Raw genomic sequence first — 18,425 nt, 5'->3', positions numbered from 1 at the left:
TGGGCAGCTCTTTCTGTTGAAGAAGAGGAGTCACAGACGTGGGGGGAAGGGTGACTGTACAGGTGGCAACGGTGTGGAACTACCGGTTGTGCGAGTCGAGTTGAGGTGGTGCGGGGTGGGTCGTTCCGACGATGTCGGACTGGACGAGGAGAGCGCCCAGGTGGGTTCGGCTCGAGGCGTTGAGGGCCTGCATGAGCTTGGCGATGTGGGCGCGGCAGGTTCGTACGCTGATGCCCATCTTGCGGGCCACCATCTCATCGGTGTTTCCCTCGACGAGAAGGCGGGCGATGCTGCGCTGTACGGCGGTGACGGGGGCGTCGGGGGATACGAGTGGCAGGTGCTCGGCGATGGGCGTGGCCTGGGACCACAGCACTTCGTAGACCTGGACGAGATAGGTGACTAGGGCCGGGTGCCGGATCTCGAGGGCTACGTCGCGCTGGGCGGTGGCGGGGAGGAACGCCACCGCGTGATCAATGATGATCAGCCGTTCGATCGTTTGTTCAAGGGTGCGTACTTGCAAATGGGTGGGAGGTATCTGCTTCAGGTAGCTCTTGAGGTGCGCACCGTACCGCGCCGAATGCTGGTAGATGTGTCGGACGCGGGCGCCTCGCTCAATGGCGGGCAGAGCATGCCTCAGTCCCTGCTTCAGGGCTTTGGGCGGGCGGGTGCTGCCCGGCTGTGCCGTCAGGATCTCCTCCGCGGCGACGCTCATGGCGTTGTCCAGCGCGGAGTTGATCAGTGGCATTCCTTCGAGCACGGTGATGGCGAGGTTGGGGTCCTCACTGGCGACGGCCGTCAGGGGTGCCAAGGAGTTGGCCAGCGCAGTCGTGAGCTGTACGCGCTCGTGGATTTCCCGCGTGATGGGCTGCAGCAGGTGCGCCAGCGCGGCTGACGGCGGCGCCGGGTGCAGCCATGCGGCGTCTCGGGGATCGGGGCGCAGCAGTGCCATGTCGATCAGGCACGGGGCGGGTGTGAGATCGGCGCGTGCGATCCGGCCCTTGCGGAGTGCCTCGGTGTAGAGCCGGACCGCGGGTTCGCACAGTTCCCGGTCGCCGTGCGGGTGTGCCGGTTTTTCCGCATCTCTGCTCATCTGGGACCCCCCCTTTTTTGCAGTGCAACAAGATGACGGTGGTGAAATCGTAGTGAGGGAGGGAGTGTTGGTCGTGGCCTGGGGCGGACGAACTCTCCGGGCGCAGCCCCGGTCGTGGCCGCGCTTCCCCCCCGTTGCGTAGCCGAGGCCGACCGTGGTCAGCGATCCTGATCCAGAATGCCGGACTGGGCTATGAGGTAGCCGAGTTGGGCGCGGCTGCCGCTGCCGAGGGTGGCGTTCAGTTTGGCGATGTGCGCGCGGCAGGTTCGCACGTTCATGCCGAGGCGGCGGGCGATGGAGTCGTCGACATGGCCTTCGACCAGGAGTTGAGCGATGGAGCGCTGAACGCCGCTGATGCCTTTGGGGGGCGGGTCGTAGTGGAGCTCCTCGAGAAGCGGGGCCGCGCGGTTCCAGAGCTGCTCGAAGACTTTGACCAGGTAGTCGATCAGCGCGGGGTGGCGGAGTTCCAGGGCGACTTGGTTGTCGTTGCGAGCCGGGATGAACGCGACCGTCCGATCGAAGACGATCAGGCGCTCGATGAGTTCTTCGAGCGTACGGATCTCCACCTTGTCGGCGGCCAAACGTTCCGCGTAGGCGAGCGTGCCCTGGCTGTGCCTGACGGTGTGCTGGTAGAGGGTGCGCATGCTGACGCCTCGGTCGACCACCGACAGGGCGCGTTCCAGGCCTTCGCTCAGACGGTCCTCGCCCCGGTCGCCCCCGGGCTGGACGGTGAGGACTTCGGTGCGGCACTCGGCGGTGGCGAGGTCGAGTGCGGCGTTGATCCGGTTGATCCCCTCCAACACCGTGATGGCGTGTGTGGTCGGGGGGTCCTGGGCGCTGATGTCCATGAACGGCTCGAAAGAGTCGGCCAGTTCGACGGAGTGCCGCCTGCGTTCCTGTATCTCGCGCTCTATGGGATGGAGCCGCTGCGCGAGTGCGGCGGACGGTGGAACTGGGCGTAGCCAGTCGGCGTCATCCGGGTCGGGGTGCAGAAGCGCGAAGTCCATAAGGCAGGGAGCCGGCTCTACTTCGCTCCGCGCTATGCGGCCGGAGCGAAGTGCGCTGGCGTAAAGGCGTCTTCCCGCGTCGCATAGTTCGGTGATCCCATGAGGATGTGCCTGTTTTGTGTTGCTTGTGGTCATATCTCCACCCCCCAGGTTCCTGAACGTGCAGGAACATGATGCATCGACCCGGTGGTGTTCGCGTGCCCAGGTGAGACATCGTCTTAAGGCCGGGGGAGATGAATCCACAAGTGAGGACGAAGCCGACTATGTATAAGCGAATGCTTCGCTCGGTGCTTGCCACCGCTTTCGTCGCGGTCTTGAGCTACGGCGTACTGAGCAGTGATGAAATCAGCTGGGGTTCCCAGGCGGCGACCGCGCCCGGTGAGATCAGCTGGAACATCGAGGCCGGCGCGGGACCCGGCGAGATCAGCTGGGGGACCGCGCCGACCGCAGCGGGCGTATGACATGACTGTCCCACCGGACGACCGCACCTTCAGACGCGAAATGGCCACCGCCTACCGCTCGGGCTGGCACTTCATCGATCTGGTCACGGCCATTCCCCACCGTGGCGACTCGCTGATGGTCACCCTGTTCGGCGAGCCGATCCTGGTCGCGCGTGAAGAGGATGAGGACGTCCGTGCCTACCGGTGCCTTCGCAAGCCCCGGGGCGCCCCACAACCCGTTCGCTGTGCCGTGCGTTACGGCATGGTCTTCGTCAATCTCGACCAGCGTGACCACCAGCTGATCGAACCAGAAACCAGCACCGCCACCCCCCGCAGCGCCTGACGCGATTCCCCCGTCGTTCCAATCGCCCAGGCGCTCCCCCACACAGCGGCGCCATCGTGGACCTGAACGCGATGGCGCCGTTGTGCTGCCCGGAACCGGATCCGGAACCAGAAACGCTTCCGGATCAGGCCGCCGGGGCGCGCCCCATCGCGCGGTCCAGCGTGATCTCGATCAGGACGCGGTCCGGGTTCGGCGCCGGCGTGCGCTCGTACCGCTCGGCGTAGCGGCGTACCGCCTCCGCGATCAGCTCCGGTTCCGTACGGACGACCGCGCGCCCCTCGAGCGTCGCCCAGTGGCCGCCCTTCACCTGGCAGACGGCGACCCGCGCGCCCGCCGGCCCCGCGGCCAGCACGTTCGCCACCTTCGTGCTGCTCTTGTTGGTGATGACCCGGGCGAGCCCCGCCTCCGGGTCGTACGTCACGCCCACGGGCACGACGTGCGGCGAGCCGTTCGGGCGCAGGGTTGTCAGGGTGCACAGGTGGTACTCGCGCCAGAAGGCGAGGTAGTCCGTGCTGGGATTCCGTACGTCGAGCTCATTCGGCATGTCACCAGAGTAGTCGGCTACCTTTCCTTGCCTTGAGTGGAATAGACTCAACTTTGCGCATGCTGGACAAGTCAAAGCTGAGGAAGACGGAAGTGCCCGCCCGCCGAGGAGGAGAGAGAGCGCAGTGGACGCAGAGCTGACCAACAAGAGCCGGGACGCGATCCAGGCGGCGAGCAATCGCGCCGTACAGGACGGACACGCGGACCTCACACCCGCGCACCTGCTGCTGGCCCTGCTCGCGGGCGAGGACAACGCCAACATCACCGACCTGCTCGCCGCCGTCGAGGCGGACCAGGCGGCCGTACGCGCCGGAACCGAGCGCGTGCTCGCCACGCTGCCCAGCGTGACCGGGGCCACCGTCGCCCCGCCCCAGCCCAACCGCGAGCTGCTCGCCGTCATCGCCGACGCCTCGCAGCGGGCGAAGGAGCTGGGGGACGATTACCTCTCCACCGAGCACCTGCTCATCGGCATCGCGGCGAAGGGCGGCAAGGCGGGGGACGTACTGTCCCAGGAGGGCGCGAGCGCCAAGAAACTGCTGGACACGTTCGAGAAGATCAGGGGAGGGCGCCGGGTGACCACCGCCGACCCGGAGGGCCAGTACAAGGCCCTGGAGAAGTTCGGCACCGACTTCACGGCAGCCGCGCGCGAAGGCAAGCTCGACCCGGTCATCGGCCGGGACCAGGAGATCCGGCGCGTCGTGCAGGTGCTGTCGCGCCGTACCAAGAACAACCCGGTGCTGATCGGTGAGCCGGGCGTCGGAAAGACCGCTGTGGTGGAGGGGCTGGCCCAGCGCATCGTCAAGGGCGACGTACCCGAGTCGCTCAAGAACAAGAAGCTGGTCGCACTGGACCTGGGGGCGATGGTCGCCGGGGCCAAGTACCGCGGCGAGTTCGAGGAGCGGCTGAAGACCGTCCTCTCCGAGATCAAGGAGAGCGGCGGGCAGATCATCACCTTCATCGACGAGCTGCACACCGTCGTGGGGGCCGGCGCCGGCGGCGACTCCGCCATGGACGCCGGCAACATGCTCAAGCCGATGCTGGCCCGCGGCGAGCTGCGCATGGTCGGCGCGACGACCCTCGACGAGTACCGCGAGCGGATCGAGAAGGACCCGGCGCTGGAGCGCCGGTTCCAGCAGGTGCTGGTCGCCGAGCCGAGCGTCGAGGACACGATCGCCATTCTGCGTGGGCTCAAGGGCCGGTACGAGGCCCACCACAAGGTGCAGATCGCGGACTCCGCGCTGGTGGCGGCCGCGGCCCTGTCCGACCGCTACATCACCTCCCGGTTCCTCCCCGACAAGGCCATCGACCTCGTCGACGAGGCCGCCTCGCGCCTGCGTATGGAGATCGACTCCTCGCCCGTCGAGATCGACGAGCTCCAGCGCTCCGTCGACCGGCTGAAGATGGAGGAGCTCGCGCTCAAGAACGAGACCGACCCGGCCAGCAAGCAGCGGCTGGAGAAGCTCCGCCGCGACCTCGCCGACAAGGAGGAGGAGCTGCGCGGCCTCAACGCCCGCTGGGAGAAGGAGAAGCAGGGCCTCAACCGCGTCGGTGAGCTGAAGGAGAAGCTCGACGACCTGCGCGGCCAGGCCGAACGCGCCCAGCGCGACGGCGATTTCGACACCGCCTCCAAGCTGCTGTACGGCGAGATCCCCGGCCTGGAGCGCGAGCTGGAGGAGGCCGCCGAGGCCGAGGCGGAGGTCCGTACCGACACCATGGTCAAGGAAGAGGTCGGGCCCGACGACATCGCCGATGTGGTGGGTTCCTGGACCGGCATCCCCGCCGGGCGCCTGCTCGAAGGCGAGACGCAGAAGCTGCTGCGCATGGAGGACGAGCTCGGCAAGCGGCTGATCGGGCAGCACGAGGCGGTGCGGGCGGTCTCGGACGCGGTACGCCGCACCCGTGCGGGCATCGCCGACCCCGACCGCCCGACCGGCTCCTTCCTCTTCCTCGGCCCGACCGGTGTCGGCAAGACCGAGCTGGCCAAGGCGCTCGCGGACTTCCTCTTCGACGACGAACGGGCCATGGTCCGCATCGACATGAGCGAGTACGGCGAGAAGCACAGCGTCGCGCGGCTGGTCGGCGCGCCTCCCGGTTACGTCGGCTACGAGGAGGGCGGCCAGCTGACGGAGGCGGTGCGCCGCCGGCCGTACAGCGTCGTACTCCTCGACGAGGTCGAGAAGGCGCACCCCGAGGTCTTCGACATCCTGTTGCAGGTCCTCGACGACGGGCGGCTGACGGACGGGCAGGGGCGGACGGTCGACTTCCGCAACACCATCCTCGTGCTGACGTCGAACCTCGGAAGCCAGTACCTCGTCGAGCCGCTGACCAGCGACGAAGAGAAGAAGCAGCAGGTCCTGGAGGTCGTACGGGCCACCTTCAAGCCGGAGTTCCTCAACCGGCTCGACGACCTGGTGGTCTTCTCCGCCCTGTCCAGGGACGAGCTGGCGCACATCGCCGAGCTCCAGGTCGGCCGCCTCGCCAAGCGCCTCGCCGACCGCCGCCTCACCCTCGAAGTCACCCCGGCAGCCCTGGCCTGGCTGGCGGACGAGGGCAACGACCCGGCCTACGGGGCCCGGCCGCTGCGCCGCCTCATCCAGACCGCGATCGGCGACCGGCTGGCGAAGGAGATCCTCGCGGGCGAGATCACCGACGGCGACACGGTACGGGTGGACCGGTTCGAGGACGGGCTGATCGTGGGCGCGGCGCAGGGCACGAGCCGGCAGTAGGCGCGGCGGCGGTTTCAGCGCAGGGCGAAGGACCGCCGCCCCCTTTCGCGACTAGGGTCGATGTCAGGCAGCCACGCGAAGACCGCACACGCGAGACCCCAGGAGTATTGAAAATGTCTATCGACCCGTCCTCGATCCCGAACTTCGGGGGCCAGCCCGAACCGCAGCCCGAAGGCCCCGCCGGCCCCGTCGTTCCGGACCAGGACCTCGTCAAGCAGCTGCTGGAGCAGATGGAGCTGAAGTACGTCGTCGACGACGAGGGCGACCTCGCCGCGCCGTGGGAGGAATTCCGCACGTACTTCATGTTCCGTGGCGAGGACGACCAGCAGGTCTTCTCGGTACGGACCTTCTACGACCGGCCGCACCAGATCGAGGAGAAGGTCCAGCTCCTCGAGCTGATCGACGACTGGAACCGCCGCACGCTGTGGCCCAAGGTCTACAGCCACACCCACGACGACGGCACCGTCCGCCTCATCGGTGAGGCGCAGATGCTGATCGGCACCGGCGTCAGCCTCGAGCACTTCGTGTCGTCGACGGTCGGCTGGGTGCGCGCCTCGATCGAGTTCGACAAGTGGCTCGTCGAGCAGCTCGGCCTGGAGAAGGACATCGACTCCGCCGAGGGCGACAGCGACGGCGACGACAAGGCCTGAGCCCCGCGCTTCACAGCGGCACCGGGGCGAGCGTCACCAGATACGTCCCGTAGCTCAGCGAGAGCCCGGCCAGGGCGGCGGTCACCACGATCGCGGCCCTGGGCCGGGCTTTCGTCATGGCGTGCGCGAGGGGGAGGAGGAGGGGGAAGGCGGGCAGGAGGAAACGGGCCTTGGACGCGAAGAAGCCGGAGCCGCCGACCGTTATGAGCAGGAGTACGCCCGTGTAGACGAGCAGGGGCAGCGGCGGGCGGTCCGGGTCCAGGAGCAGCAGGGCGAAGAGCACCAGCGCGGCTGTGACGATCACCAGCACCGTCGAGAACGGCAGGGCCTCGGCTTCGAGGAGCAGGTGCTGCGTGAAGCGCAGGGCCCCGGCGCCGAAGTCGAAGCGCGAGCCCCAGCCGTCCTGTACGGCGAAGTATCCGCCCAGCGGATCGCCCTTCCCGGCCCCCACCCACAGCACGAAGCCGGCCCAGCCGAGCGGGGCGAGGGCCGCCCCCGCCCAGATCCGCCAGGGCACGCGGCCGCGGTGCTTCCACAGCTCGTACGCCGCTGCCGCGCCCACGGCTGCGGCGACCGCGATCCCGTTGGGCCTGGCCAGTCCGGCGAGGGCGGCCAGGGCGCCGGCCCAGAGCCACCGGCCGCTGAGGACGGCGTACAGCGACCAGGCGGCGAAGGCGGTGAGCACCGGCTCGGTGTACGCCATCGTCAGGACCACGGAGTGCGGCAGCAGGCCCCACAGCACGACGAGGGCGGTGGCGGTGCGGCGGCCGTACAGCCGGTCGGCGATCTGGTGGATGCCACAGGCGGCGGCCGCGGCGGCGGTCCAGGACACGAGGAGGCCGGCTGCTCCGCCGGAGAGGGGGACGACGGTGGTGACCGCCTTGATGAGGGCCGGGTAGAGCGGGAAGAACGCCAGGTCGCTCTGGACGGTGCCGTCGGGGAAGGCGAGGGTGCGGTGTCCGTAGCCGTGGGCGGCTATGGACGTGTACCACCGGGAGTCCCAGGTGTCGCCCAGGCGGGCGAGCGGGTTCTTGCCGACGTACCAGGAGCAGAGGGCGACCGCGAGTACGCAGGTCAGGCGGGCGGCGGCGAACAGCCCGAGTGCGGGCGCCGCCCGGCGCAGTGCGCGCACCGCTGCGGGTACGGGCGCGCGGGCGGGCCGGGCGGCTGCCCGTTCTGCGGCGTCGACGGACACGGGGGAGCACCTCCGGGCGCGAGTCGGTCACCCCGACCATGGGCGGCGCGGCGTGCCCTCGCTACCGCAGGTCGGCCGAGCGGGCTACGCGGCCGGGACCACCGACGCCGTTCACCGGGGAGCCGGGTGCCGCCCGGCGGGCGCCGGGCACGGTGCGGTCCGTTCGATCGCGAGCAGCGCCGCATCGTCTTCCAGGTCCCCCGAGGCATGGCGCAGCAGATCGGTCCTCAGCCCGGCCACCAGGTCGTCGAGGGGTTGCGCGCCGCGGGCGCGGGCCCGGTCGGCCAGGTCGTAGAAGCGCCCGGCCCGGTCGCGGGTCTCGATGAACCCGTCCGTGCAGAGCAGCATCCGGTCGCCCTGGGCGAAGGGGACGCACTGGGTGACGAAGTCGGCGCCCACCAGGTCGGCCAGTCCGATGGGCGCTCCCGGGGGCTCGGGGACGTGGGGCTCGACCCGGCCGGCGCGGATCATCAGTGGCTCGGGGTGGCCGCAGTGGACCAGACGCGCCACGGGCTCGGCCGCCGGGACCTCCACGAGCAGGGCAGTGGCGAACCGCTCGGTGAACAGCTCCCCGTCCACCGCTTCGATCTGCCGGCCCGCGCTCTCCTCCAGCCTTCGGGCGACGCCGGCCAGCGAGTCCTCCTGGTAGGCGGCCTCACGGAAGGTACCGAGCAGGGCGGCGGTCGCCCCCACGGCGGGCAGCCCTTTGCCCCGTACGTCCCCGATGAGCAGCCGCGTCCCCCACGGGGTGTGCAGCGCCTCGTAGAAGTCGCCGCCGATCCTGGCCTCCGACTCGGCCGCCAGGTAGGTGCCGCTGAGCCTCAGGGGGTGGATCCGGTGGGGCAGGGGCCGCAGCAGGGCGCGCTGCGCGGCCTCCGCCACCGAGCGCACCTGCCTCAGCTCACGCTCGCGTCGTCGGCGTACGGAGCAGGCCAGGAGGCTCGCCAGCGAGACGACGACCAGCGTCAGGATGCTCACGTCGGAGTCGGGCCGCTCCCACAGATCCTGCTGGATCTCCAGGAGCACGGTGGTGCCGAGGGCCGCGCCGGCGAGGGCCGCGGTGACCCACACCCCGTTGGTGGCGGCGGCCAGGACGGGCACGGCCGCCATCACCGGCAGTACGTGCAGCCAGTCCGGCGTGACCACGTCGGCCACCGCGACGGCGACGAGCAGGACCAGCGGCGGCGCCGCCCGCGCCCGGTCGGAGGGAGCGCTAGGGGCGCCGGTGCGTGCCGGTTCGTGCATGATCGTTCTCCCATGGGTTCGCGAGGGGGTCGCCCCCGCTGTCCGGTACGCCGCTCAGGCAGGCCAGTGCCTCCTTCAGGGACTCCACGACACGGCGGTCGAGACCGGCCTGTCCGTCCGGTCCACCCGTTCCGCCCAGTCCGCTCGTTCCGGCGGTGACGAGCTCCTCCAGGCGCAGGCAGTCCCGCCGCGCCGCCGGCAGGACTGGATGCGGGCGTCCGCCGCGGCAGCCGTACACGCCGAGCGCCGTGCTCCGCAGCAGCCGCGCACAGTGGACGCCGGCCGGGGCCGACGTCACGCCGCCCGGCTCGCCGCTGCCGTCCGTCGGCGGGGCGGCCGCTTCGTCCAGCAGCCGCCCGACGGCCCGGGTCCGCCGCGCCACGCGGTCGAGGACGGCGAGGACCGTGTGGTCCAGGTGCCACAGCGTCCGGCGGGCGGCCGGGCGCACGTTCCACCGCTTGCTCTCGTGTGCTGCCGCGAGGGCGGCGTACGCCCGAGCGACAGCGTCGTCCAGCGCGGTGCCCCAGTCCGGCCCGAGCACGGCTGCGGGGCGCCGCCCTTCCTGTACGGCGGTCGCCAGACCTTCCAGCGTGCCTGCCAGCCGCGTGCGCAGGGCGTCCAGTGCCCGTTCGGCGGGGCGCAGCCGAAGCGGCGGCAGGAGCAGCGCGTTGAAGGCGACGGCGACGGCGACACCGACGCCCATGTCGAGGACATGGGGTACGACCTCGTCGCCCAGGTGGTCGCGCCCGAGCACGTAGGTGAAGAGGGCGGTGATCGGGACGTGGACGCCGTGGTGGCCGAGCCGGTCGTCGCCCGCTGCCACCACGGACAGGAACACCACCACGCACAGGCCCAGCCACGCGGGGCCGGGGAGGACGGTGGCGGGCAGTCCGATCAGCACACCCACCACGCAGCCGGCCGTGTACTGGGCGCCCGCCAGGAAGGAGCGGAACACCGTGGTCTCGGCGATCAGCACCGCGGCCAGGGCGGCCGGGTAGGGGCGCTGCTCGCCCAGCACCCCGCCGCACACGCCCCAGGCCAGCCCGGCGGCCCCGGTGGCACGAACCGCCCGTCCGGCCGTCGGCGCGTCGAGCCGGGCGAGCGGGAGTACGCGCGTCGGCCGGCGCAGGTTCGCCGTATGACGCTTGGTCAAGGTCATGTTCGCGTCCGGTACCTCGCTTTCTCCGCTGTCGGAGCGCCAGACCGTCGGCGGCCTGGCGACAGGGACAATCGGTGTGCTTTCCCGTCAATGGGATGAAAAACCCGATGTGCGAAAGAGGGGACTTCCGGCCCCCCCGCGCGGGACGTAAGTCCCTGCCGCGGTCCGTCCGTCAGGACGCGAGCTGCTTGAGGCGGGCCACCGCCTCTTCCAGAACGCTCGTCCGCTTGCAGAAGGCGAAGCGGACGAAGGGGGCGCCTTCTTCCCGGTGGTCGTAGAAGACCGCGTTCGGGACGGCGACCACCCCGCACCGTTCCGGCAGCGCGCGGCAGAAGGCGAAGCCGTCGGTCTCGCCGAGGGGACGGATGTCGGTGGTGACGAAGTACGTGCCGGCCGGCCGGTAGACCTCGAAGCCAGCGTCGGCGAGCCCCGCCGACAGCAGGTCGCGCTTGGTACGCAGATCGTCGCGCAGGTCGGTGAAGTACGCGTCCGGCAGGCGCAGCGCCTCGGCGACGGCGTACTGGAAGGGCCCGGCCGACACGTACGTCAGGAACTGCTTCGCACTGCGCACGGCCGTCACCAGGGCGGGGGACGCCGTGATCCAGCCGACCTTCCAGCCGGTGAACGAGAACGTCTTGCCCGCCGAGGAGATCGTGACCGTGCGCTCCCGCATCCCGGGGAAGGCCGCGAGCGGGATGTGCTCGCCGTCGAAGACCAGGTGCTCGTACACCTCGTCGGTGACGACGAGCAGGTCGCGCTCGACCGCCAGCGCCGCGATCGCCGTCAGCTCCTCGCGGGTCAGGACGGTGCCCGTGGGGTTGTGCGGGGTGTTGAGGAGGATGAGGCGGGTGCGCGGGGTGACGGCGGCGCGGAGTTCGTCGAGGTCCAGTACGTACCGGCCCTCGTGCGGGCGCAGGGTCACCGGAACCCGCGCGGCACCCGCCAGCGCGATGCACGCGGCGTACGAGTCGTAGTACGGCTCCAGCGCGATGACCTCGTCACCCGGCTCCAGCAGGGCCAGGAGGGACGCCGCGATCGCCTCGGTGGCGCCGGCGGTGACGAGGACCTCGGTTTCGGGGTCGTAGGTCAGGGAGTAGCGGTCCTGCTGGTGGCCGGCGACTGCGATGCGCAGTTCGGGGACGCCGGGGCCGGGCGGGTACTGGTTGCCGCGGCCGTCCCGCAGGGCGCGGACCGCCGCCTCCCTGACCTCCTCGGGGCCGTCGGTGTCGGGGAAGCCCTGGCCGAGGTTGATCGCGCCGGTCCTCAGGGCCAGCGCCGACATCTCCGCGAAGATCGTCGTCCCGAACTCCGCCAGCCTGCGGTTGAGGAGGGGGCGGGGGGTGGAGTGGGGGCGCGGGCCGTCGTCCTCGCCGGGTGCGTCCTGGCCGGGTGCGTCGTGGTCTGTCGGCGTCGTCATGGCGGCCATCCTGGGCCGAACCTCTGGAGTTGCTCAAGTCTGCTTTGGCTTCCGGGGACGACGGGCATCCCCCAGTCACATAAGAAGCGAGCACCTCGCTTCGGGGGACCGGAAGGACGGTGAGGGCCGTGGGAATCATGGGATTCGGCCTGCTGGTGATCGTGGCGCTGGTGTTGGTGGGGCTGACGGTGTCACGGGGGAAGGGAAGCGGACGGTCGCACAGCGGCAGCAGCAGGAGCACCAGCTGGTGGGACGGCGGTCACAGCGGGGATTCCGGGGGTGGCGGTTCCTCCTGCGGTGGCGGTGGCGGTGGCGGGGGCGGCGGCTGCGGCGGTGGCGGAGGCAACTGACACCGACGGTCGCTCCGTCGGACCGACTGACACGGGGCAGTCGGTCCGACGGCGTGCCGCCGCCGTGGTCCGCGTCCGCGTACCACACCAGCACCGCTGCGAGCGTCAAGCTCGTGCGCCCGGTGGGTTAACTCCCGTCGGGCGCTTTGTCGTTGAACAGTTGAACCGGGCAGCCCCCCAGGGGATGGAAACCACTGCAAGTTGGGTAAAAACGCTGTGAGCGCAGCGCACTTCATGATTCCCTCGCAGTCGAGAACCTCAGCCCTCGGACCTCATGTGGACCCGAGCAGGCGGTCCCCGAACCTCCTCGTGCCTCATCCCCCCGGGTGACCCCGGTCCGCCATTCCAAACGCCTGTCTGCGGAGCCCACTCATGCTCACGACTCTCAAGACTGCCTACACCGACACGCGCGCCGCCGATCTCGCCTGGGCGCTGGGGCGCGAGCCGCTGCCCGCCCTGGCCGTACTCGATCTCCACCTCGACGGCGCCCTACTCCAGTTGAGGCTCCTCGGCGCCTCCCATCAAGTGCTTCTGCAGGAGGACGAAGAATCCTGCTCCGAGACGGTCGCCTGTATGCCGGGCAGCAGTACGCCGCTTCCGCTGGGCGTGGCCAAGCGGCTCGGGGAATGGGAGTACGAGTTCGCCGCGCGCGTCGAGACCCTCACCCAGGGCCAGTTCGCGGGGCGCGCGCAGGAGCTCCTCGCACTGGTCGCCGACCACCCCAACGGCCTCGCGGGAACGTTTCCCGGCAGCCCGCACGCGTTCACGGCCATGCTGGCGCAGCGGTACGAAGGGCAGGTGCGGTGGCGTACCTGGCACGCGTACCCCCAGGAGGGGCAGCTGGTCGTCACGCGGTCACGTGTGGGCGCACGTATGCCTGTTGCCCTCTAGTTGCACCCGTGTGGGTGACGGGTGGTTAGTCCTTTGTGACGTAGCGTTCGCTTGGTGATCGATTCGCCTGTGTCGCTGTCGGGGCCGGAAGCTCCGGCCGCCCTGCCTGTGCGGCCGCGGACCGGCCGGTTCCTGGTGCTCGGTGTGGTGTTCGTCTGCGCCGCGTGCGGACTCGTGTACGAGCTGGAACTGGTCGCCCTCGCTTCGTACTTGATCGGCGACTCGGTCACCCAGGCGTCCGTCGTGCTCTCGGTGATGGTCTTCGCCATGGGCATCGGATCGCTGCTCGCCAAGCGGCTGCGGTGCCGCGCCGCCGTGGGCTTCGGGCTGCTGGAGGCCGCGCTGGCGCTGTGCGGCGGCAGCTCGGCGCTGGTGCTGTACGCGACGTTCGCCTGGCTCGGCGGGGCGCGGTACGCCCTGGTCGGCTTCTCGCTGGCGATCGGCGTGCTCATCGGCGCCGAGATTCCGCTGCTGATGACGCTGATCCAGCGCCTGGCGCGGCGCGGGGAGCGCCGGGACACGAGCGGCGACGTGGCGGACCTCTTCGCCTCTGACTACGTCGGGGCGCTGGTCGGCGGCCTCGCCTTTCCCTTTCTTCTGCTGCCGCTACTGGGGCAGTTGACGAGTGCGCTGCTCACGGGCGCCGTCAACGCGGTGGCGGGCGGGGCGCTGGTGCTGTGGCTGTTCCGGCACGAGCTGACGCGGCGTGAGCGCTGGCTGCTGGTCGTGGCGAACGCGGTGGTGCTGGCGCTGCTCGCGACCGCGACCGCCCTCGTCGACGACTTCGAGCGGGCGGCGCGGCGGGCGGTGTACGGGGACGGGGTGCGGATCGCCGTACAGACCGACGTACAGGAGATCGTCGTCACCGGCGGTCCGGGCGGACCGCTCGACCTCGACCTCTTCCTCGACGGGCGGCTGCGGGTCAGTGGCCGCGACGAGCACCGGTACCACGAGGCGCTCGTGCACCCCGCGATGCGCGGGCGCCACGCGCGCGTGGCGATCCTGGGAGGCGGCGACGGGCTCGCGGCGCGGGAGGTGCTGCGCTACCCGGGCGTGGAGTCGGTCACGGTGGTCGAGCTGGACCCGGCCGTCGTCGAGCTGGCCCGTACGGACCCCGCCCTCTCGGCGCTGAACGGCGGCGCCCACCGGGACCCCCGGCTGCGGGTCGACACGGCCGACGCGTTCACCTGGCTGCGGGAGGCGGGGCGGGAGCAGCGGCCGTACGACGTGGTGATCTCGGATCTGCCCGACCCCGGCATCACCCCGAGCACGAAGCTGTACTCCCAGGAGTTCTACGGGCTGGCATTGCGCGTCCTCGCGCACCGCGGGCGCCTGGCGGTCCACGCGGGGCCGCTGGCCACCCGGCCGCGGGCCTACTGGACGGTCGACGCGACGCTGCGGGCGGCGGGCCTGCGGACCCGCCCGTACCGGGTGCCCGGCCGCCTCTCCGGGTTCACCGGGGGGCCGGACCGGGCGTCGGGCGCGGCGCCGGCCCCGCACGACTGGGGCTTCGTACTCGCCGCGCGGGGCACGCGACCGGGCCTCGGCCTGGACGCCGACGCCCCGCGGCTGCGGTCGCTCTCGCCGGCGGTGCTGCGGACGGGGGAGCGGTCGGCGGCGGGGGCGCGGGTGCGGGGGGTGGAGCCTTCGACGCTGGTCCATCCGCGCTACACGCGGTGATTGCGCCGCGGATCGCGTGTGGGGATTCCTCGCAGAGCCGGGTACATCGCGGGTGTGCGTGAGTAGGCTCGGTTCCCATGGAGCATGAGGTGTTCGTTCCGGTTCCGGCAGAGTCCCTCCGACAGGCGCTGGGGGACCCCGCCCGGGTGGCGCGCTGCGTCCCCGGGCTCCAGCAGGACGCCGACGAGGCGTCCGGCCCGCTCGCGGGGCGGCTGAAGGTCCGCATCGACGGCCACACGATCACGTACCGGGGAACCCTGCGTGTCACCGGAGGGCCGGACGGAACCTTCGCCGTAGAGGGCGAGGGCACGGAGGCGCGCGGCACGGGCTCGGTCAAGCTGGCGCTGACGGCACGGCTGACGGAGGCCGAAGGCGGTACGACGGTGACGTACGCGGGGACGGCGAGCGGCGAGGGCCGCATCACGGAACTCGACGCGCAGGCGACGCTGTCCGCGTCCCACCGGCTGCTTGACCGCTTCACCGCCCGGTTGGCGGACGCGCCGGCCGGTGACGGGGGCGGGGCGGCCGAGGGGTCCGGGGCCGACGCGGGCAAGGGGGCCGGTGGGGCCGGTGAATCGGGCCCGTCGGTCTTCGAGACGGAGGTGCCTCCGCCGTCGCTGGACCCGATGGCCGACGTACCGGAGGTGCCGGACGTGCCCGACGTACCGGACGTGCCCGCTGTGCCGGACGCGTCCGGTCTTGCGGACGTACCCGGGGTGCCCTCGCCGGCGGAGCCGCCGGCCGAGGCGGCTCATGCGCGGCGCACGATGATCGGCCGCAGCGCGGAGGAGGTCGACCACGCGCCGCCGCGCGGGCGTTACGCACCGGTCCCCGCCCCGCAGTCGACGTCGACGACCGACACCCTGCGCTGGATCGCCCCGGCGGCCGCACTCGCACTGGCATCGGCGGTGGTGGTGGGCCGCGTGCTGCGACGCAGGCGCTGAGCCGTTCCCCAACCGCCCCCCGGGTGGGGGAACAAGCCGCCACGCACGCGACACGCGGCCGCAGCCCATAGGCTCGGAGGGTGAGCATCCAAGAGACGCGTCTGGCGGCGGGCGACGCCGAGCTGACCATCCACCAGGACAACGGCTGCCGCATCGCCGGCCTCCGCATCGGCGGCACCGAACTGCTGCGTCAGGGGGAGCGATACGGCTGCTTCCCGATGGTGCCGTGGTGCGGGCGCCTGAACCACGGCAGGTTCCTCAACGGTGCGACCATGCACCAGTTGCCGCTCAACTCCCCGCCCCACGCCATCCACGGCACCGCCCGCGACGCCGCCTGGCACACCGCGCGGGCCGAGAAGAGCGAGGCCGCGTTCACGTACGACCTGGCCGACCCGTGGCCGTACCAGGGCAGGGTCACCCAGGCGTTCGGGCTGGCCGAGGACTCCCTCACCCTGACGATGGGGATCGAGACGTACGGCGACTCCTTCCCGGCGCAGGCCGGCTGGCACCCGTGGTTCCTCCGCAACCTCGGCGGCGGCGGGGCGGATGTGGAGATCGACTTCGCTCCCGCGTGGCAGGAGGAGCGCGGGGACGACCACCTCCCCACCGGTCAGCGGATCACTCCCCGCCCCGGCCCCTGGGACGACTGCTTCGGCATGCCGGACGGCGTGGACGTCACCCTCACCTGGCCGGGGCAGCTGGAGCTGAAGGTGACGAGCCGCGCCGAGTGGGTCGTCGTGTACGACGAGCAGGCCGAGGCGGTGTGCGTCGAGCCGCAGTCGGGGCCGCCGAACGGGCTCAACGCGATGCCCCGGTTCGTGACGCCCATCGAGCCGCTGGAGATCGAGACCATCTGGACCTGGCGGCGGCTGTGACGCGACGGCGGCTTTAAGCTCATGGCATGACTGACGTACGTGGTGAGCTGCTCCAGCAGATCAAGGACAAGGCCGTGGTGCACGGCAAGGTGACCCTGTCTTCGGGGATCGAGGCCGACTGGTACATCGACCTGCGCCGGATCACGCTGGACGGCGAGGCCGCGCCGATGGTCGGCCAGGTGATGCTCGACGCCACCACCGAGCTGGACTACGACTGCGTGGGCGGCCTCACCCTGGGCGCGGACCCGGTGGCCACCTCGATGCTGCACGCCTCCGCCGCGCGCGGGCAGCGGCTCGACGCGTTCGTCGTACGCAAGGCGGGCAAGGCGCACGGCATGCAGCGCCGCATCGAGGGCACGGACGTCAAGGGCCGGCGCTGCCTGGTCGTCGAGGACGTCTCGACCACCGGCGGTTCGCCGCTGACCGCCGTCGAGGCGGTCCGTGAGGCGGGCGGCGAGGTCGTCGGTGTCGCGGTGATCGTGGAGCGGGGCGCGGCCCCGAAGATCGCGGAGGCCGGCCTTACGTACATCAACGCCTACTCGCTGGACGAGCTCGGGCTCGCGTAGCCGGGCCGCGAAACCCGCTTGACCTGCACTTTTCGTCAAGGGCGGGCTGTTTCACGTGAAACAGTCCGCCCTTGACGCATCCCGGGGCCGTGCGCAGGGTGGAGCCGCGGCGAGAGTCTGGAAAGATGGGGGCGACGATGACGTCGCCCCCAGGTCAGGGCCCAGCACCACACACCCGCACGTCATAAGGAGCGGACAGATGCCCATCGCAACCCCCGAGGTCTACAACGAGATGCTCGACCGGGCGAAGGCAGGCAAGTTCGCCTACCCGGCCATCAACGTGACCTCGACCCAGACCTTGCACGCGGCGCTGCGCGGATTCGCGGACGCCGAGAGCGACGGCATCATCCAGATCTCCACCGGCGGAGCCGAGTTCCTGGGCGGCCAGTACTCCAAGGACATGGTGACCGGCGCCGTCGCGCTGGCCGAGTTCGCGCACATCGTCGCCGCGAAGTACCCGGTGACGATCGCGCTGCACACGGACCACTGCCCCAAGGACAAGCTGGACACGTACGTACGTCCGCTGATCGACGTGTCCGCCGAGCGCGTCGCCAAGGGTCTGAACCCGCTCTTCCAGTCGCACATGTGGGACGGCTCCGCCGAGACCCTCGCCGACAACCTGGCCATCGGTCAGGAGCTGCTCGCGAAGGCCGCCGCCGCGAAGATCATCCTCGAGGTCGAGATCACCCCGACCGGTGGCGAGGAGGACGGCGTCTCGCACGAGATCAACGACGAGCTCTACACGACCGTCGACGACGCGCTGCGCACCGCCGAGGCGCTCGGCCTGGGCGAGAAGGGCCGCTACCTGCTGGCCGCCTCGTTCGGCAACGTGCACGGCGTCTACAAGCCGGGCAACGTCGTGCTCCGTCCCGAGCTGCTCAAGGACCTGCAGGCGGGCGTCGCCGAGAAGTACGGGAAGGCGTCGCCGTTCGACTTCGTCTTCCACGGTGGCTCGGGCTCCACGGCCGAGGAGATTGCCACCGCGCTGGAGAACGGTGTCGTGAAGATGAACCTCGACACCGATACCCAGTACGCCTTCACCCGCCCGGTCGCGGACCACATGTTCCGCAACTACGACGGCGTTCTGAAGGTCGACGGCGAGGTCGGCTCGAAGAAGACGTACGACCCGCGCACCTGGGGCAAGCTGGCCGAGGCGTCGATGGCCAAGCGCGTCACCGAGGCGTGCGCGAACCTGCGCTCGACGGGCACCAAGCTCAAGTAGGCACGAGTGGTGGAGCGGGGCCCGGTACCGGAAGCGGTACCGGGCCCCGTTCGCGTGCCGAACTCCTGTCGCCACGCGGGCG

At 70.8% G+C, this 18,425-nt stretch carries 18 protein-coding genes; 11 read left to right on the top strand and 7 right to left on the bottom strand.

From position 1 onward, the window contains the following. Window positions 1-79: 79 nt before the first annotated feature. Together AC1P0E_RS15620 and AC1P0E_RS15615 are read right to left on the bottom strand one after the other, a co-directional pair. Window positions 80-1,090 carry a helix-turn-helix transcriptional regulator gene (locus AC1P0E_RS15620; protein WP_482742766.1) on the bottom strand — a complete coding sequence of 337 codons (1,011 nt, stop codon included), beginning with the start codon at window positions 1,088-1,090 and terminating at the stop codon, window positions 80-82. Window positions 1,091-1,248: 158 nt separating this feature from the next. After that, complete coding sequence (locus tag AC1P0E_RS15615; protein ID WP_482742765.1) at window positions 1,249-2,232, bottom strand: helix-turn-helix transcriptional regulator; 984 nt, start codon at window positions 2,230-2,232, stop codon at window positions 1,249-1,251. A 152-nt stretch (window positions 2,233-2,384) separates the two neighbouring features. Here AC1P0E_RS15615 and AC1P0E_RS15610 point away from each other — a divergent pair, with 152 nt between their 5' ends. Beyond that, on the top strand, window positions 2,385-2,558 hold the full coding sequence (locus tag AC1P0E_RS15610) for a hypothetical protein (RefSeq protein ID WP_482742764.1): 174 nt from the start codon (window positions 2,385-2,387) through the stop codon (window positions 2,556-2,558). A 1-nt stretch (window position 2,559) separates the two neighbouring features. Further along, entirely contained in the window at window positions 2,560-2,880 is a 321-nt protein-coding gene (locus AC1P0E_RS15605; RefSeq protein ID WP_214909602.1) for a Rieske (2Fe-2S) protein, read from the top strand. A 124-nt stretch (window positions 2,881-3,004) separates the two neighbouring features. Here AC1P0E_RS15605 and AC1P0E_RS15600 read toward each other — a convergent pair whose 3' ends face one another. Then, window positions 3,005-3,424: a pyridoxamine 5'-phosphate oxidase family protein gene (locus AC1P0E_RS15600; protein ID WP_482742763.1), complete on the bottom strand. Its 420-nt coding sequence runs from the start codon at window positions 3,422-3,424 to the stop codon at window positions 3,005-3,007. 124 nt (window positions 3,425-3,548) lie between these two features. Between AC1P0E_RS15600 and clpB the strand changes: the two genes are divergently transcribed. Both clpB and AC1P0E_RS15590 read left to right on the top strand, forming a co-directional pair. After that, window positions 3,549-6,149 (top strand): ATP-dependent chaperone ClpB, encoded by a 2,601-nt coding sequence (clpB, locus tag AC1P0E_RS15595; protein WP_482742762.1) that lies wholly within the window; start codon window positions 3,549-3,551, stop codon window positions 6,147-6,149. Window positions 6,150-6,262: 113 nt separating this feature from the next. Beyond that, the gene (locus AC1P0E_RS15590) at window positions 6,263-6,799 is read left to right on the top strand and encodes a type III secretion system chaperone family protein (RefSeq protein ID WP_482742761.1); all 537 of its coding nucleotides are present in this window, start codon (window positions 6,263-6,265) and stop codon (window positions 6,797-6,799) included. Between the two features lie 10 nt (window positions 6,800-6,809). Here the strand turns inward: AC1P0E_RS15590 and AC1P0E_RS15585 are convergent, their stop codons facing one another. The 4 genes from AC1P0E_RS15585 to AC1P0E_RS15570 all read right to left on the bottom strand — a co-directional run bounded on the left by AC1P0E_RS15585 (window position 6,810) and on the right by AC1P0E_RS15570 (window position 11,815). Beyond that, window positions 6,810-7,994, bottom strand: a complete 1,185-nt coding sequence (locus AC1P0E_RS15585; protein ID WP_482742760.1) for a hypothetical protein — start codon at window positions 7,992-7,994, stop codon at window positions 6,810-6,812. Window positions 7,995-8,105: 111 nt separating this feature from the next. Continuing rightward, a complete protein-coding gene (locus AC1P0E_RS15580; RefSeq protein WP_482742759.1) occupies window positions 8,106-9,239 on the bottom strand; it encodes a PP2C family protein-serine/threonine phosphatase in 1,134 nt (377 codons plus the stop codon). Next, window positions 9,208-10,398, bottom strand: a complete 1,191-nt coding sequence (locus tag AC1P0E_RS15575; protein ID WP_482742758.1) for an FUSC family protein — start codon at window positions 10,396-10,398, stop codon at window positions 9,208-9,210. Before AC1P0E_RS15575 ends, AC1P0E_RS15580 begins: the two co-directional genes overlap by 32 nt. Window positions 10,399-10,570: 172 nt before the next feature. Then, window positions 10,571-11,815 (bottom strand): pyridoxal phosphate-dependent aminotransferase, encoded by a 1,245-nt coding sequence (locus tag AC1P0E_RS15570; protein ID WP_482742757.1) that lies wholly within the window; start codon window positions 11,813-11,815, stop codon window positions 10,571-10,573. Window positions 11,816-11,943: 128 nt separating this feature from the next. On the opposite strand from AC1P0E_RS15570, the gene AC1P0E_RS15565 reads away from it, so the two are divergent. The 7 genes from AC1P0E_RS15565 to fbaA all read left to right on the top strand — a co-directional run bounded on the left by AC1P0E_RS15565 (window position 11,944) and on the right by fbaA (window position 18,343). Beyond that, window positions 11,944-12,165: a hypothetical protein gene (locus AC1P0E_RS15565; RefSeq protein WP_482742756.1), complete on the top strand. Its 222-nt coding sequence runs from the start codon at window positions 11,944-11,946 to the stop codon at window positions 12,163-12,165. Between the two features lie 372 nt (window positions 12,166-12,537). After that, a complete protein-coding gene (locus AC1P0E_RS15560; protein ID WP_482742755.1) occupies window positions 12,538-13,056 on the top strand; it encodes a DUF2617 family protein in 519 nt (172 codons plus the stop codon). A gap of 54 nt (window positions 13,057-13,110) precedes the next feature. Then, window positions 13,111-14,736, top strand: a complete 1,626-nt coding sequence (locus AC1P0E_RS15555) for a polyamine aminopropyltransferase (RefSeq protein WP_482742754.1) — start codon at window positions 13,111-13,113, stop codon at window positions 14,734-14,736. 77 nt (window positions 14,737-14,813) lie between these two features. Then, the gene (locus AC1P0E_RS15550; protein ID WP_482742753.1) at window positions 14,814-15,680 is read left to right on the top strand and encodes an SRPBCC domain-containing protein; all 867 of its coding nucleotides are present in this window, start codon (window positions 14,814-14,816) and stop codon (window positions 15,678-15,680) included. A gap of 80 nt (window positions 15,681-15,760) precedes the next feature. Next, window positions 15,761-16,555 (top strand): aldose epimerase family protein, encoded by a 795-nt coding sequence (locus tag AC1P0E_RS15545; protein ID WP_482742752.1) that lies wholly within the window; start codon window positions 15,761-15,763, stop codon window positions 16,553-16,555. A gap of 26 nt (window positions 16,556-16,581) precedes the next feature. Further along, window positions 16,582-17,121 carry an orotate phosphoribosyltransferase gene (pyrE, locus tag AC1P0E_RS15540; RefSeq protein WP_482742751.1) on the top strand — a complete coding sequence of 180 codons (540 nt, stop codon included), beginning with the start codon at window positions 16,582-16,584 and terminating at the stop codon, window positions 17,119-17,121. Between the two features lie 199 nt (window positions 17,122-17,320). After that, window positions 17,321-18,343, top strand: a complete 1,023-nt coding sequence (gene fbaA, locus AC1P0E_RS15535; protein WP_482742750.1) for a class II fructose-bisphosphate aldolase — start codon at window positions 17,321-17,323, stop codon at window positions 18,341-18,343. Window positions 18,344-18,425: the final 82 nt, after the last annotated feature.

It is taken from the genome of Streptomyces sp. TRD_SC_5 (assembly GCF_056836825.1).
Note: the sequence above shows the minus strand (reverse complement) of the source record. Positions and strands in the feature narration are given on the sequence as shown.

Excerpts from the sequence above, each read along its gene's own strand:
- AC1P0E_RS15580 (WP_482742759.1), bottom strand. The coding sequence starts at position 9,239 with ATGCACGAACCGGCACGCACCGGCGCCCCTAGCGCTCCCTCCGACCGG.
- AC1P0E_RS15600 (WP_482742763.1), bottom strand. The coding sequence starts at position 3,424 with ATGCCGAATGAGCTCGACGTACGGAATCCCAGCACGGACTACCTCGCC.
- pyrE (WP_482742751.1), top strand. The coding sequence starts at position 16,582 with ATGACTGACGTACGTGGTGAGCTGCTCCAGCAGATCAAGGACAAGGCC.
- fbaA (WP_482742750.1), top strand. The coding sequence starts at position 17,321 with ATGCCCATCGCAACCCCCGAGGTCTACAACGAGATGCTCGACCGGGCG.
- AC1P0E_RS15570 (WP_482742757.1), bottom strand. The coding sequence starts at position 11,815 with ATGACGACGCCGACAGACCACGACGCACCCGGCCAGGACGCACCCGGC.
- AC1P0E_RS15615 (WP_482742765.1), bottom strand. The coding sequence starts at position 2,232 with ATGACCACAAGCAACACAAAACAGGCACATCCTCATGGGATCACCGAA.
- AC1P0E_RS15605 (WP_214909602.1), top strand. The coding sequence starts at position 2,560 with ATGACTGTCCCACCGGACGACCGCACCTTCAGACGCGAAATGGCCACC.
- AC1P0E_RS15620 (WP_482742766.1), bottom strand. The coding sequence starts at position 1,090 with ATGAGCAGAGATGCGGAAAAACCGGCACACCCGCACGGCGACCGGGAA.
- AC1P0E_RS15590 (WP_482742761.1), top strand. The coding sequence starts at position 6,263 with ATGTCTATCGACCCGTCCTCGATCCCGAACTTCGGGGGCCAGCCCGAA.
- AC1P0E_RS15560 (WP_482742755.1), top strand. The coding sequence starts at position 12,538 with ATGCTCACGACTCTCAAGACTGCCTACACCGACACGCGCGCCGCCGAT.
- AC1P0E_RS15575 (WP_482742758.1), bottom strand. The coding sequence starts at position 10,398 with ATGACCTTGACCAAGCGTCATACGGCGAACCTGCGCCGGCCGACGCGC.
- AC1P0E_RS15550 (WP_482742753.1), top strand. The coding sequence starts at position 14,814 with ATGGAGCATGAGGTGTTCGTTCCGGTTCCGGCAGAGTCCCTCCGACAG.